The organism is Actinomycetota bacterium, assembly GCA_041658565.1.
GTDB lineage: Bacteria > Actinomycetota > AC-67 > AC-67 > AC-67 > JBAZZY01.
Window position 1 is genome coordinate 300862 of record JBAZZY010000001.1, and the last position, 13270, is coordinate 314131.

The window sequence follows — 13270 nt, forward strand, 5'->3', positions numbered from 1 at the left end:
GTTGCATCTGGGGAGAATGGGGCAAAAAAGCACAAGGGAGTCCCGCCGGATGCGGAGTCAGGCGCGCGCGCCGTGAAGCGAGAGTTCGCGCGTGATCGAAGTCAGGTACGGCTCCCATTTCGGGTCGATCCGACCCACCGCGACGATGATCCACACCGTTTCTCGCGGTGCCCCCGGCTTGCATCGCAAACGCATCCCCACCTCGTGGGGCAAGCGATTCTCTTTTCGGGCATTGCAGGACCGGCACGACGCCACCACGTTCTCCCAGGTGTGCGGACCCCCGAGGGATCGAGGGAACACGTGGTCGACGTTCTCCGCCGGTTCACCGCAGTACTGACAGCGGAAGCCGTCTCGCACGAACACAGCGCGACGCGAAAGGGTGGCGCGTGCCCGATAGGGCACCTTGACGAAGTACTTGAGTCGCACGACCGACGGTATGGGGACCGTCATATGCTCGGAGTGAAACGCCCCTCCGTCTTCGTGAACAAGCTCAGCCTTGTGCTTGAGGACGAGCACCAACGCCCGCCTCGCGCTAACGACGCACAGAGGCTCGTAGGTTGCGTTGAGAACAAGTGCTCTCCCCAACGGGGTCCTCCCCACGCTTCCGCATGGTTGTCCCGAGTATAAAGGACCGACCGACGCGGTGGCGCGCGCGCTACGGAAGGACTACGCCCGGCGACGACGGCGACGCGTGGGTTCCATTTCGTCTCGCAAGTCGTTCTCAGCCATGCGCAGCGCACGAATGAACTGGTCCCGGTCGCGCTGGAATTCGCTAACGCTGCCGTTGAGATCCCCGGCGAGACGGTCTATCGCGACGAAGAACGTCATCTGACCATGACGCAGCGCGTCGAGGATCTCCCCGTCGTCCTTGCATATCTTGAAGATGCTGCGACCGTCGGTCACCAGCTTCACTTCGGACAACTGCGCGTCGAAGTGAGCATGGTCGCGCAGGAATTCGAAAGCACGGCGAACACGCTGCAGCGACATACCGCCGTCGAGCAGCGACTTCACAACCTTCAGCGCGACCAGGTCGCGGAAGGAATACGCACGTCGAACTCCGGAGCGGCCACCCGTCGAACGAACCGACGGGCTGACGAGCCCGATCTTGTCCCAGTAGCGCAGTTGGTTCCCGGTGATGCCTGTGAAACGAGCGGTCTGGAAAGAGCTAAAACCATCCTCTGACATAGGTCCTCACGCGTTGGAAGAAGGGTCCGTCCGCCAAGAGGGGAAGGGTCATGTTCTACGGCACACAGGTACATCAGTGCAAGACGCGGATGACGGATTTCTCAAGAAAGTATCGCGATTGTGTCGTTCAGCGCCCATCGCCGCGCTCGAAGCGCTTGCGCCAGTGCTCTTCCGCCTTGCCGAACCACTTCAGCGCGTCGGCTCCGCCGCCGCTCAGTCCCCCGATGTCCTTCGACGCACGCGCAAACGCGACGACCGACGCAAGCATGACCGCGAAACCCAAGAGACCGAATGCCAGCAGCCAGTCAGCACCGCCGAGACCGGCGAGCAGCCCCACAAGCAACAACAAGAGGCCGACGCCGAACCCGTAGGCCGCACGCTTGACGCGCCGCACGGCTACGCCCCGCGGCGTTGCGACCGCGGTAGTTCGTGCGAACTTTGGGTCCTCTGCGACGAGCCTGCGCTCGATCTCGTCGAGAATCCTTTGTTCGTGATCCGAAAGCGGCATCGTCAACGACTCTCCCACCTGCCTCAAGCCTTAATTATAGGTTGGCGTGCGATGGCCGAACAAGAGACGGAATTAGCGCCCATGGAAATCGGGCGCGCGCTTCTGCACGCGAGCCATGACGGCCTCCGCGAAGTCGGCGGAGAACAGGATGGAACGCTGGGCCTGCACCTCACGGTCCAACCCCGTCGACACCGAGACGTCGAACGACTGGTTGGCGAGTCGTTTGATCGCGGCGATGGCCAACGGCGGACCCGCCGCGAGGTCGGCGGCCCAATCAATGGCGACGGACAAGTGCTCGCCGGCGAGAGATGCTCGCTCCGCCAGTCCGATGGCCGCAGCCTCGGCCGCCCCCACGCGTCGCGCGGTCATGGCGAGGTCCTTCGCCCTACCCAGACCGATTAGACGAGGCAAACGAACCGTTCCCCCGAGGTCGGGAATCAAGCCCCATCGGACCTCCATCACGCTGAACTCCGCATCCGCCCCCGCGACCCGGAAGTCGCACGCAATGGCCAGTTGAAGCCCTGCGCCGAACGCCGGCCCGCCCACGGCAGCGATGACGGGCTTCGGAATCTCCTCGAAGACCGAGAAGGATCGCTGCAACGCGGCGATGTCGATTGTCCCTGGGTCGGAATTTCCCCCCTGGGTGAATATCGTCGTGTCGATTCCACTTGAGAAAGCAGGCCCATTGCCGGTCACAACGACGGCGCGCACGTCCTCGTCGGCGCCCGCCCTTCGTCCGGCGTCCAGGAGTCCTTCGAACACTTCGGCGTCCATGGCGTTGCGCACCTCGGGACGGTCGATCGTCACGACCGCAACGCGACCGTTTATCTCATATCGAACTTTCCGACTCACGTTCTCTCCCCTCCTTGCTCTCCCGGCCCTTGAGGGAACCGACGCGGCCGCGGCTCGGATACGGCTGCGCGTTCAACCGCGTCACGACCGTAGCGACCACGAAGTCGATCCATCGCCGCGTCTGCTTCTCGCCACCGGTCCGGACGTTCACCTAATCGGAGCTGCTCGGGTCCGTGACCGGTCACCAGGCCGGTCGCGGCAACTCCGAGCAGTCGGATTCGGGCACGGTGCAGGCGCATCTCCTCGTACAGCTCACGCGCAGCCTCGTACAACCTCGCCGCCACGTCGGTTGGGGCCGGAAGCGTACGCGAGCGAGTCACAGTTCGGAAATCCGAGAAGCGAACTTTGATGGTCACCGTTCGCGCCGAGACTCCCGTGGCGCGCAGACGACCGGAGACCTTGTCGGCCAGCCGGAGCAGCTCTCTTCGCACGTCCTCGGGTGCGTCCAGATCGCGGCCGAAGGTCTGTTCCGCGGAGACCTGTTTGGACGGTTCATGCGGCACGACCGGCCGATCGTCCTCGCCACTCGCCATTCGCAACAGGTGCGCCGCGGGAGAATGGCCGAACGCACGCTCGAGCACACCGTCGGGCAGTGCCAACAGGTCCGAGACGAAGCGCACACCCAACCGGTCGAGCGCAGCGGCAGTCTGCTCTCCGACACCCCACAACTCGGTGACGGGCAAGGGGTCGAGGAACTCACGCACTCGGTCGCAAGGAACGTGGACGATTCCGTCGGGCTTAGCGCGACGGCTTGCAATCTTTGCCAGCAGTTTGTTGGACGCGACCCCGACGGAGCAGGCTAGGCGACGCTCCTTTCGGACGCGCGCGCGCACGCGCGCTGCGACCTGAACGGGCTCACCGAACAATCTCTGGGATCCTGCGACGTCGAGGAAAGCCTCGTCCATGGACGCCGACTCGACCAGTGGCGTGAAGGACAGAAAGATCTCATGAATCGCCTTGGACTCCCGGCGATAGAGCGCGAAGTCGGGCGGGACGATCACTAAGTCCGGGCACAGACGCCGCGCGCGCATCGCCGGCATCGCCGAACGCACTCCGAAGGCGCGCGCCTCGTACGAGGCGCTGGTGATCACACTGCGAGGTCCCCCACCACCGACAGCAACCGGCTTGCCCGTGAGCGAGGGGTCTTCCCGAACGGCGGCAGACGCGTAGAAGGCATCCATGTCCACGTGCAAGATCCGTTCGCTCGGGCGCTCCATATCCCCATCATGCTCCCGCGGAGCCTCCGCTGGCATGCCAGAGCTTGCGCGGCGCCGTCGCCGCAGGGGAATCGGCAGGGGTGCGCGCCGGCATCGGAATCGCGCGCGGGGCAGGCGCGCGCGGCACCGGTTCGGGCCTGCGGCCACGCGCGCGCGCGCTTCTGCGCCGCTCGGCATCGGCCGCCTCGATCTCGGCTACGCCTTCGGTCCACAGCGCTGCAGCGTCGAGCGATCCGTCACGATGCTCGCGCGCGAGCGCGGCTAAATCCCAGGCGCGCTCGCAGGTGATCGAGACCCCGCGCGCGCCGGTGCGGCGAACCCGTCCGCGCACCACCAACAGCCACGAGTGAAAGATCGTCCACGCGCACTGCTCCTGGACGCTTTCGAACACCGCCGTGTCGGTCAGTCCGGTGCCGTCGTCCAGGGTGAGAAAGATGATGCGCTGCCCTGAACGGACCGCCGGGGTCTGGGAAGCCACCTTGACGCCGGCGATCATCACGCGCTCGTCCTGGCGGCAGTCGAGAAGGTCGCGCGCGGCAGTCACCCCGAGGCTCGCGAGCGTCGGACGGTAGAACGAGATCACGTGACGGCTTGAGTCCATGCCGGTCACTTCGAGTTCTGCGCGCACCTTTTCGACGTCGGTGTACGGACGCAACCCCCACGAGGTCACCGGCTCCCGCAAGACAAACTCCTGCTGCGTCGGTTCGGGTCTCGGCCTACTCCCCTCCCACAGCCCCGCCACGTGCAGCAACAGGTCACGGCGTCCACCGAAGGCGTCGAGCGCGCCGGCGTGGATTAGCGCCTCCACCACGGGTCGCGACACCGATGTCCGCCGGCAAAAGTCGACCACGCCGGTGAACTCTCGCTCGCTGCGCGCTTGCAGGATCGACGCGATCTCGGCATCGTTGATTCCTTCGACGTGCATCAGACCTATCCGCACTCCCCACGCACTGCCTGCGCGCTCTACCGTGTATTCGCGTGCGGACGCACCAACGTCCAGAGGCTGGACCTCGACACCGTGGCGGCGCGCGTCGTCCAGGATCACCCTGCGGGGATACATCCCTGGTTCGTGCGTCAGCACTCCGACGGTAAACGCCGCCGGATGATGCGCCTTCAACCACGCCGATTGATAGGTCGGCACCGCGAAAGCTGCCGCGTGCGCCTTGCAGAACCCGAATGCGGCGAACGAAGACACCTGGTGCCACACAGGCTCGATCTCGCCTTCGCGCCATCCGTTGGCGCGCGCGCGCTCGAAGAACCACTCGCGAAGCGCGGGCAGGCGGTCCTCGCGCGCCAGTTCGCGCCGGACTTGGTCGGCCTTTCCGAGATCCTCTCCGGTCGCCGCTGCGATCGCGCGCATCACCTGCTCGTGGTACACCACGACGCCGAAGGTCTCCGCCAAGCACGCGCGCAAGGAGGGATGCGCGTACACCGGACGCGCCCATCCGTGACGGCGCGCGAGATACGGGCCGATCATGTCGCTTTGCACCGGGCCGGGACGAAACAGCGAGATCTCGACGATCAAGTCTCTCCAACGTTCCGGCTGCAGTTTTCCGAGCAACTCACGCTGGCCCGGCGACTCGATCTGAAAACAGCCGACCGTGCGCGAAGAACGAATGAGATCGAACGCTTCGGGATCCTCGCGAGGTATCGCATCGAGGTCGACGTCCTCGTCGCTCGTTCGTTTCACCTCCGCGACCGCCATGGTCATCGAGGACAACATTCGGATGCCGATCACGTCGAGTTTGAGCAACCCGAGCGCTTCGACATCGTCCTTGTCGAACTGAGACATCCGAAACCCGTTCGCGGAACGCTCCATTGGAGTGCGCGTCAGCAAATCGTCGGGCGCGATAAGGATTCCCGAGGGATGCAGCGCCAAATGCCTAGGAAATCCCGCGAGTCGTTCGACCACGTTGAACAACAACTCCATCTGTCCCGCGCGCAGCGACGATCGCTTCAGTTCGGGAAGGCGTTCGAGCGCAGCATGGATGCCCGAGGCGGAGATGTGCGGGAAGGACTTCGCGATGAGACCGACCTCGCTCTCGGGCAGGCCAAGCGCTTTGCCGACTTCGCGGATCCCGCCGCGCGCGCGGTAAGTGTCCACCATCGCAACGCACGCGACTCTTTCGGGCCGGAACGTGCGCAGGATGTCGCGGTAGACCTCCTCGCGGCGCGCGCTCTCTACGTCAAGGTCGATGTCGGGAAGTTCGTTCGAGCGATAGGGATTCATGAATCGCTCGAACACCAAGTTGTGCTCGATCGGATCCACCTCGCTGATCCCGGTGAGGTAGCAAATCAGGCTGCCTGCGGCCGACCCGCGACATGCGCTGCGAATCCCCATCTGCTTGATGCGGCGCACGATGTCGGCGACGGTGAGGAAGTACCCGGCGAAGCCCAGGCGCGCGCACATCCGCAACTCGGCATCCAGCGTCGCGCGCAACCGCGGCGACTCGCGCATTCCGCGGCGCGCGATGCCCTCGAAACAGTTCCTTGCGAGCAGTTCATTCAGCGAACGCTGCGGCAAGCCGCGCGGCATCGGATACGACGGCACCTGCACGCGACCGAGTTCCAGCGTGAAGTCGCACTCCTCGGCCACGCGCGCGGCTTCGGCGAGCAAGCCGGGCCGGTCGCCGAACAACGCCGCCATCTCTCGCGGGCTCTTCAACGTCGCTTCGTAGTTGGAGTTGTCGCGATGATGCTCAGAGAGAGGAACGAGTTTGCGCATCGCGTCGAGCACGTCGCCGAGGAACGCGTCGGCCGGAGTGAGAGCGCGCGCGCCCGTCGTCGCAACCGCGCGCAATCGCAGATCCTCGGCGAAAGCCGCCGCGCGCGCGGCAATCACATCGTCTCCCGGCTCGAGCCGGTTGCGGACTTCCACCAGCAACCGCCGGAACCCAAAGATCTCGAGCCAGTCGCGCACGCAGTCGCGCGCACCGTCGACGGAACGGCGCGCGATCAGACGCCCGGCGTCACTCTCGGGCCCGAGCATGCAGAAGAGCCCGTCGGAGTGCGCGCGCAGATCCTCTACCGTCGCGCACGGATCTGCGCGCTCACCACGATGGTGCGCGGCGGTAAGGATGCGGCAGAGGTTCTCGTACCCTTTGCGATCGCGTGCGAGCATCGTGACGACGAAGCGATCCTCGCGCGCAACCGCTTCGTCGTGCGCGGTCGTCAGACGCGCGCCGTAGATCGGTTTGATGTCGTACGCCGCACACGCTTGCGTGAAGCGCACAGCGCCGGCGAGTGAATCGCGATCGGTCAACGCGACCGCATTCATGCCGAGGTCGCGCGTACGCGCAGCGAGTTCGTCCAAACGAATCGCACCTTCGCGCAGCGAGTACACGGAGCGGACGGAAAGATGAGCAAACGGAGACGTCACGACAGATCAGTCCCAAACGCGAAGCATCGACCAGATCCCGGTGCGCATGTCGCGCGCCAGTTCGTACATGCCGTCGGAACCGCCGGAGCGCACCGCCGTCACCCGCACGACCTCGCGCGCGCGCCCGCCGGCCCAGGGCTTGTCGGTCGCGTCCGGAACCTCCCACCAACCGCCGGCCTCGCGCCATTTGTGCGACACCGCGCGCACCCGGTAATGGGCGCCACGCCATCGAAATGCCGTCGGTGACCCTTCGGATGACTCGACCTCGATGGGATCTGCGTAACGCTTGGACATCGATATGCCCGGCCACCCAGCGGCGTGCCGGCCCCCTTGTAGACTCGAACATATGTTCGAGTCCTGAACGATACGCCGCCGGTCGCGCGCGCGTCAAGCAGTTACAAGGAACCGTCCCATCTTCCTGGAAAACCCCCCGATTTCAGCATGGACCCACCCGAGGCGATTCGATCTACTGGGCCACATGGATACCGCACGAAAGGCGGAGACCCTCACCGAGGAACCGCTGATTGAGGCGATCGCCGACATCACCTCGGCCCTGGACCTCTCAGAAGTGCTCGCGCGCACCTTCGCCGGCGTGCGCAGCATCGCGCGCCCGTCCGGCATCGGGATCCAACTCGTCCAAGACGGAATGCTGGTGAGCACCGCATCCGATCCGCCATCGACCGAAGATGCCCCCATCGTCCACATTCCGATCGGCGAGGGAATGACGGGGATCGTCGCTGCAGACAACGAACCGCTCTACATCCCCGACATCTCCCGTGATCCTCGCGTACACGCGAACGGCGCCAGGAGCGCGCGCACATACCTCGTCCTTCCCCTATCCAGGGCCGGCGAGGTGATCGGCGTGATGCAACTTGACTCGCACCGCGAGGACGCCTTTTCACCCCAGGAGCGCGCGCATCTGCTTTCGCTGGCTCCCGTCGTCGCCGCCGCGATCGGAACCGCGCAAGCCATCGAACGCCAACGAGTAGACCTCGAGCGTCAAGCCGAGCAATTGACCCGCGACTTCTTGTCGGTCGTGCGCCACGAGTTGCGCACGCCCTTGACCTCGATCACCGGCTTCGGATTCACACTCGCCCAGCAGGCCGACCGCCTGGACTCCGCAACCGTCGCCGAGATCGGACGGCGCATCCGCAGAGCCGGCGGGCGTCTGGAGCGCATGATCACCGACATGATCGACGTGACCCAAATCGACCACGGAACCATGACGGTCGCAATCGAGCCCGTCGCCGTCGATCTGATCCTTCGCGAAGCCGCCGACGAACAAGGAGACGAGGAGCATCCGGTATCCGTCACCGTCGAATCCGATCTGCCGCGCGCCATGGCCGATGCCCTTCATCTACACCAGATCGTTGCGAATCTGCTCGGCAACGCTCGCAAGTTCTCACCCACCGGAAGCCCCATCAGTCTGCGCGCTTTCCTCGACGAGGACGCTATCGTCATCCAGGTAACCGACCGCGGCGTGGGCATCCCGCAAGATTTGCAGGAACGCATATTCGAGCGGTTCTTCCGCATCGGGAGTCAATCACGCGGTTTGGGGGTAGGGCTCTACCTCGCCCGGCAACAGTGCGCCGGTATGGGCGCCACCATCGGGGTTCACAGCCGTCCGGGGAACGGGGCAACATTTACGTTGCGACTGCGCCGCGAGCACTGACCCCCGGCCGAACGCTCCCGGGCCCCATGCACGGATTCGGGTGAAGCAACGCTCAGTCGCTAACCGCGCCCTCGGCGGCCAACAGACACCGCTTCGCGCGCGCGCCCCCCATCCCGTACTCCCCCAGCGAACCGTCGGACCGCACGACGCGATGGCACGGGACAAGCAGCGGAACAGGATTGCGCGCAAGCGCCGTTCCTACGGCGCGCGCCGCACGTGGCCGACCGATCGCTTCGGCAATCTCCGCATAGCTGCACACTGAACCACGCGGAATCGCAGATGTAGCTTTCAGGACTGCGCGCGCGAAGGGGCGCATGACCGACCAGTCGACAACGGAGCCATCCCCGTTTTGCATCGCCACGCGCACGCGCCGGATGAACGCCGCTCCCGGGTCATCGCGCTTGGGCCGCGCGCCGAGTGCGCGAGTCGCTGCGCGCAAGAACACCGCCTCCGACCCCGTTTCGACGATGACGACGCCATCGTCGCCGTAGGCGAACCACCCCGGCCCGAGGAGCGTCTCGATCGCCGCGTACCGAAAGGCCTTCGAATCCACCTTGGCAGCCACCCCCGAATGCTAGCGCGCGCCCAGGACCGCGCGCAGGCCGCGAACGGCCGCGGCAGGGTCAACCGCTTCGGTGATCGCGCGCACGACAACAACCCCGCGCGCGCCCGCCGCCAGAACCTCTGGAAGCGACTCCGCATCCATGCCTCCGGTGACGAAGAACGGATATGTCGACTCGGCCGCGGCAACGCGCACAAGCTCGAGCCCGACACCCGGCCGCCCGGGCTTCGTCGGCGTCGCCCGCACCGGTCCGACACCGATGTAGTCGACCGGCTCGACGCTCGCGACACGCACTTCGGACGCGGTGTGAGTCGAGCGTCCGACGAGAAGTTCGGGCCCCACCAGCGACCGCGCGTGCTCCGGCGGCAAATCGTCCTGACCGACGTGAACGCCGTCTGCGCCGGCGACGACGGCCAGATCCGCGCGATCGTTGACGATAAACAGCGCACCATGCCGGTCGCACGCTGCGCGAAACACCTCCGCCGCGCGCAACTGCGCCGCCGCATCGGCGTGCTTGTCACGCAATTGCACGATGTCCACTCCCGCGCCGAGAACTTCGTCGAGGAACACTGCGAGGTCCTCGCGGATCCCGACGCACAGGTACAGCCGGGCATCCCGCAAGCGCGCACGGCGCGCGTCGGCGGTCATGCTCCTCCCGCGACGGCGCGCACGATTTCGAGCCGATCCCCGTCGACCAGGTACACGCTCGCGTAGCGCGCGCGCTCCAACGGCTCGCCGTTGACTTCGACCACGACCCACTCCGACTTCCATCCGAAGGCGGCCAGCAGGTCGGCGACGGTCTCACCCGATTCCACTTCGCGCGGCTTTCCGTTCGCGACGATCCTCACCGGCATCTCACACCACGGCGAGTGGGGCGCGCATCGAGGCGTCCCAGTCCTTCCATACAACTTCGTATCCCATCGCGCGCAAGGTGGCCGCGACCTCGGCGGCCGAACGAGTGTCGTCGACTTCGAACTGTGAACCCGAAGCGTCCGGCGTTGAGTACCCGCCGGGGTCGGTATGCGACCCCGCGCTGGTGTGCGTAATCCCCAGCGGCACCAGATGATCGCGGAACTCCCCGCCCTCGCGCGTGCTCATCACCAAACCCGCATCCGGCAGCAACAGGCGGAATGCACACAAAGTCTGCGCGAACTCCCGGTCGGTGATCGGCTCCTTCGGCGAATACTCACTGGAACTGGGACGGATTCGCGGCATGCTGACGGTGAGTTCGGTGCGCCATGCCACCTTGAGCATGTGCAGCGCGTGCGCGGCGACCGCGACCGCATCCTCGCGCCACGGTTCGTGCAAGCCGAGCAGCGCCCCGATCCCCACGCGGCGCGCGCCCGCGCGCGCCGCGCGCTCGGGAGCCTCCAACCGCCAGTCGTACTTGCGTTTCTTCCCAAGGACGTGGAACGCGCGGTAGGTCTCGCGGTCGTAGGTCTCCTGGTAGATCACGACACCGTTGCATCCGGCGTCCATCAAGCGCGCGTATTGCTCCTCGGACCACACCTGTACCTCAACCGAGATCTGCGGCATGATCTCACGGACGGCAGTGATGTGCTCAACCAAGAAGTCCACGCCCGTGAACTTCTGGTTCTCTCCCGTGAGCAGCAGAATGTGACGAAACCCCTGGGCGTGAAGGAACTGCGCCTCGGCCGTCGCCTCGGCGATGCTGAGCGTGCGTCGGGGAACATCCAACGTTCGCGCGAATCCGCAGTACGTGCACGTGGACAAGCACTCGTTCGACAAATACAGCGGCGCATACATGTGTACGGTCTTTCCGAAGCGCCGCTCGGTCAGGTCATGCGAAGCCCGCGCAATCTCCTCCAGGCGCGCGCCGGCCACCGGCCCTATGAGAGCCGCGAAGTCCCACAGATCTCGATCGCCGGCCCGCTTTGCGAGCGCACGATCGACGTCCGCATCTCTCGCCGTCATCGCGAACGAAGCCAACTCGGTGATCGGCGTCGCTTCCAGGACCTCGAGGAAGCTCACTGCCGCACGCGGTCGAGGAATCCGGTCAGCGGGCTCGATGCCTCCGCCCCCGCGCGCGTCGGTGCAAGACCCGCAAGATACGCTTCTCGACCGGCGATGACGGCACCGCGGAACGCCTGAGCCATCCCGACGGGATCGCGCGCAACGGCGATCGCCGTGTTCACCAGGACCGCGTCCACGCCCATCTCCATCGCCTCGGCGGCGTGCGACGGTGCGCCGAGTCCGGCGTCAACGACGACCGGAACACCGGACTGCTCCACGATTATCCGCACGGCGTCGCGCGACCGCAGCCCCTGGTTCGAACCGATCCACGAGCCGAGCGGCATGACCGTCGCGCAGCCGGCCTCCTCACATCGCTTTGCCAAAACCGGATCCGCATTGATGTACGGCAGCACCGTGAATCCATCGGCGACCAAACGCTCGGCCGCGCGCAAGGTTTCGATCGGGTCGGGCAGCAGGTAGCGCGGATCGGGAGTGACCTCCAACTTCACCCACGCCGGCAGCCCCATTGCGCGCGCCAGCTTCGCCAAGCGGACAGCCTCGTCCGCATCGATGGCCCCCGAAGTGTTGGGGAGAATCAGGTATCGGTCCTGATCTACGAACTCCAGGATGTCGGGACCGCCGGTTGCGTCCAAGTCCACGCGCCGCAGCGCCACGGTCACCATCTCGGTGCCGGTTGCGTCCAAGGCGTCCCGCATGATCTCGCCGCCGGAGAACTTCCCCGTTCCGGTAATCAGACGCGACCCGAACTCACGGCCGGCAATCGTCAGCCGATCCTTCGAGCAGGCACCGTTGCGCATTCGTTCTCCCTCCGCCGGCATTGTCCGGATCAGGTTCTGTGGGTCGCCGCGGTTCTCAGCGGCCTCTCAGCCCGGTTCGCCCGAGCTCCCCGTTCGCGGCCTATTGTATTCCGCGGCCGCGCGCGCGGCGCGGCCGTCCTCTCCGGCTCCCGCGACGGCAGATCTCAGAGCCGCGCGAGCCACCGCAAATCGGTCTCGCGCATTCTGCGGGGCGTGACTCCGAAAGCGCGCGCGGCAGAATCGAGGTCGCAGGTGTTGTCGAGTACAACCATGTCCAGCTGCTGGTTGGTCACCAGCGGCTCACGTCGGAGACCCTGCATGAACGCAAACGGACGAGCTGCAAATAGAGGAATGCTCACCAGCCTGCGCCGTCTGCCCAGAGCCTCCATCACTACTTCCACGATCGCGCGGAAGTCCATGACATCCGGCCCCCCGAGGTCAACCGACTCGCCCATGCACGCCCCGTCCAGCGCGCGCACGACGCACGCCGCAAGGTCCTCGACGGCCAACGGCTGAAACCGCGTCCGGCCGCCCTTGGGGAGCGGGTATACCGGCATCCACCGCAAGGTCCACACAATCGGCCTGAAGAATCCCGCCTCCGGGCCGAACAGCGCACTCGGACGAAGAACCGTCCAGTCCATGCTGCTGCCTCGGACGGCCTCCTCTCCCTGCCACTTCGAGCGCAGATAGGGGAAACGGTCGTCGGGCGCCGCCCCCAACGCCGACAAGTGCACGAACCGGCGGACTCCGGCTTCGGCGCACGCGCTAACAAGGTTCTGGGTTCCAAGCACGTTGACGTTTTCGAACGTCTGCTCTGCGCGCGGCACGATCACGGCGACCAAGTGCACGCACGCGTCCATTCCCTCAGCCACCACACGCACCTGCGCCCGGTCGGCAACGCTGCCCCGGACGACATCCACTTCACCTGGGAGCGTCCCATCGCGCACGCCGCGCGCCAGCGCCCGCACCGAGTGCCCGGCATCCAGCAAGGCCGGGATGATCCCGCGACCAACAAAGCCGGTCGCGCCCGTCACCAGGACCTTCATAGCTGAAGTCTATGCGACGCCTTCCCTCGGGTGCGCCCCCGTGCGCGTCAACCCTCA

At 65.8% G+C, this 13270-nt stretch carries 14 protein-coding genes and 1 riboswitch; of the genes, 1 reads left to right on the forward strand and 13 read right to left on the reverse strand.

Annotated features, from left to right (window positions below):
* Positions 1-57: 57 nt before the first annotated feature.
* The 7 genes from WDA27_01580 to WDA27_01610 all read right to left on the reverse strand — a co-directional run bounded on the left by WDA27_01580 (position 58) and on the right by WDA27_01610 (position 7435).
* Positions 58-585, reverse strand: coding sequence for an HNH endonuclease (locus tag WDA27_01580; GenBank protein ID MFA5889636.1), 528 nt, complete (start codon positions 583-585; stop codon positions 58-60).
* 81 nt (positions 586-666) lie between these two features.
* The gene (locus WDA27_01585; protein MFA5889637.1) at positions 667-1185 is read right to left on the reverse strand and encodes a MerR family transcriptional regulator; all 519 of its coding nucleotides are present in this window, start codon (positions 1183-1185) and stop codon (positions 667-669) included.
* A gap of 127 nt (positions 1186-1312) precedes the next feature.
* Positions 1313-1711, reverse strand: a complete 399-nt coding sequence (locus WDA27_01590; GenBank protein ID MFA5889638.1) for a DUF3040 domain-containing protein — start codon at positions 1709-1711, stop codon at positions 1313-1315.
* 54 nt (positions 1712-1765) lie between these two features.
* A complete protein-coding gene (locus WDA27_01595; protein ID MFA5889639.1) occupies positions 1766-2545 on the reverse strand; it encodes an enoyl-CoA hydratase-related protein in 780 nt (259 codons plus the stop codon).
* Entirely contained in the window at positions 2542-3762 is a 1221-nt protein-coding gene (gene dinB, locus WDA27_01600; protein MFA5889640.1) for a DNA polymerase IV, read from the reverse strand. The genes WDA27_01595 and dinB overlap by 4 nt, the downstream gene beginning before the upstream one ends.
* 7 nt (positions 3763-3769) lie before the next feature.
* On the reverse strand, positions 3770-7141 hold the full coding sequence (locus WDA27_01605) for a DNA polymerase III subunit alpha (GenBank protein MFA5889641.1): 3372 nt from the start codon (positions 7139-7141) through the stop codon (positions 3770-3772).
* A gap of 6 nt (positions 7142-7147) precedes the next feature.
* On the reverse strand, positions 7148-7435 hold the full coding sequence (locus WDA27_01610) for a DUF6504 family protein (GenBank protein ID MFA5889642.1): 288 nt from the start codon (positions 7433-7435) through the stop codon (positions 7148-7150).
* A gap of 184 nt (positions 7436-7619) precedes the next feature.
* Here WDA27_01610 and WDA27_01615 point away from each other — a divergent pair, with 184 nt between their 5' ends.
* Entirely contained in the window at positions 7620-8813 is a 1194-nt protein-coding gene (locus WDA27_01615) for an ATP-binding protein (GenBank protein MFA5889643.1), read from the forward strand.
* A 52-nt stretch (positions 8814-8865) separates the two neighbouring features.
* On the opposite strand, the gene WDA27_01620 is transcribed toward WDA27_01615, so the two are convergent.
* The 6 genes from WDA27_01620 to WDA27_01645 all read right to left on the reverse strand — a co-directional run bounded on the left by WDA27_01620 (position 8866) and on the right by WDA27_01645 (position 13213).
* Positions 8866-9378 (reverse strand): MGMT family protein, encoded by a 513-nt coding sequence (locus WDA27_01620; GenBank protein MFA5889644.1) that lies wholly within the window; start codon positions 9376-9378, stop codon positions 8866-8868.
* A 9-nt stretch (positions 9379-9387) separates the two neighbouring features.
* On the reverse strand, positions 9388-10023 hold the full coding sequence (thiE, locus tag WDA27_01625; protein ID MFA5889645.1) for a thiamine phosphate synthase: 636 nt from the start codon (positions 10021-10023) through the stop codon (positions 9388-9390).
* Positions 10020-10229, reverse strand: a complete 210-nt coding sequence (gene thiS / locus WDA27_01630; protein MFA5889646.1) for a sulfur carrier protein ThiS — start codon at positions 10227-10229, stop codon at positions 10020-10022. The genes thiE and thiS overlap by 4 nt, the downstream gene beginning before the upstream one ends.
* A 1-nt stretch (position 10230) precedes the next feature.
* Positions 10231-11367: a 2-iminoacetate synthase ThiH gene (thiH, locus tag WDA27_01635; protein ID MFA5889647.1), complete on the reverse strand. Its 1137-nt coding sequence runs from the start codon at positions 11365-11367 to the stop codon at positions 10231-10233.
* Positions 11364-12167: a thiazole synthase gene (locus WDA27_01640; GenBank protein ID MFA5889648.1), complete on the reverse strand. Its 804-nt coding sequence runs from the start codon at positions 12165-12167 to the stop codon at positions 11364-11366. The genes thiH and WDA27_01640 overlap by 4 nt, the downstream gene beginning before the upstream one ends.
* A riboswitch (TPP riboswitch) is annotated at positions 12156-12269 on the reverse strand. It overlaps the preceding gene by 12 nt.
* A gap of 62 nt (positions 12270-12331) precedes the next feature.
* The gene (locus WDA27_01645; GenBank protein ID MFA5889649.1) at positions 12332-13213 is read right to left on the reverse strand and encodes a complex I NDUFA9 subunit family protein; all 882 of its coding nucleotides are present in this window, start codon (positions 13211-13213) and stop codon (positions 12332-12334) included.
* Positions 13214-13270 lie beyond the last annotated feature (57 nt).

What these genes read in the sequence shown, in the direction of transcription:
- WDA27_01585 (MFA5889637.1), bottom strand. Translation starts at nt 1,185, where the DNA reads ATGTCAGAGGATGGTTTTAGCTCTTTCCAGACCGCTCGTTTCACAGGC.
- dinB (MFA5889640.1), bottom strand. Translation starts at nt 3,762, where the DNA reads ATGGAGCGCCCGAGCGAACGGATCTTGCACGTGGACATGGATGCCTTC.
- WDA27_01610 (MFA5889642.1), bottom strand. Translation starts at nt 7,435, where the DNA reads ATGTCCAAGCGTTACGCAGATCCCATCGAGGTCGAGTCATCCGAAGGG.
- WDA27_01615 (MFA5889643.1), top strand. Translation starts at nt 7,620, where the DNA reads ATGGATACCGCACGAAAGGCGGAGACCCTCACCGAGGAACCGCTGATT.
- thiE (MFA5889645.1), bottom strand. Translation starts at nt 10,023, where the DNA reads ATGACCGCCGACGCGCGCCGTGCGCGCTTGCGGGATGCCCGGCTGTAC.
- thiS (MFA5889646.1), bottom strand. Translation starts at nt 10,229, where the DNA reads ATGCCGGTGAGGATCGTCGCGAACGGAAAGCCGCGCGAAGTGGAATCG.
- WDA27_01640 (MFA5889648.1), bottom strand. Translation starts at nt 12,167, where the DNA reads ATGCGCAACGGTGCCTGCTCGAAGGATCGGCTGACGATTGCCGGCCGT.
- WDA27_01645 (MFA5889649.1), bottom strand. Translation starts at nt 13,213, where the DNA reads ATGAAGGTCCTGGTGACGGGCGCGACCGGCTTTGTTGGTCGCGGGATC.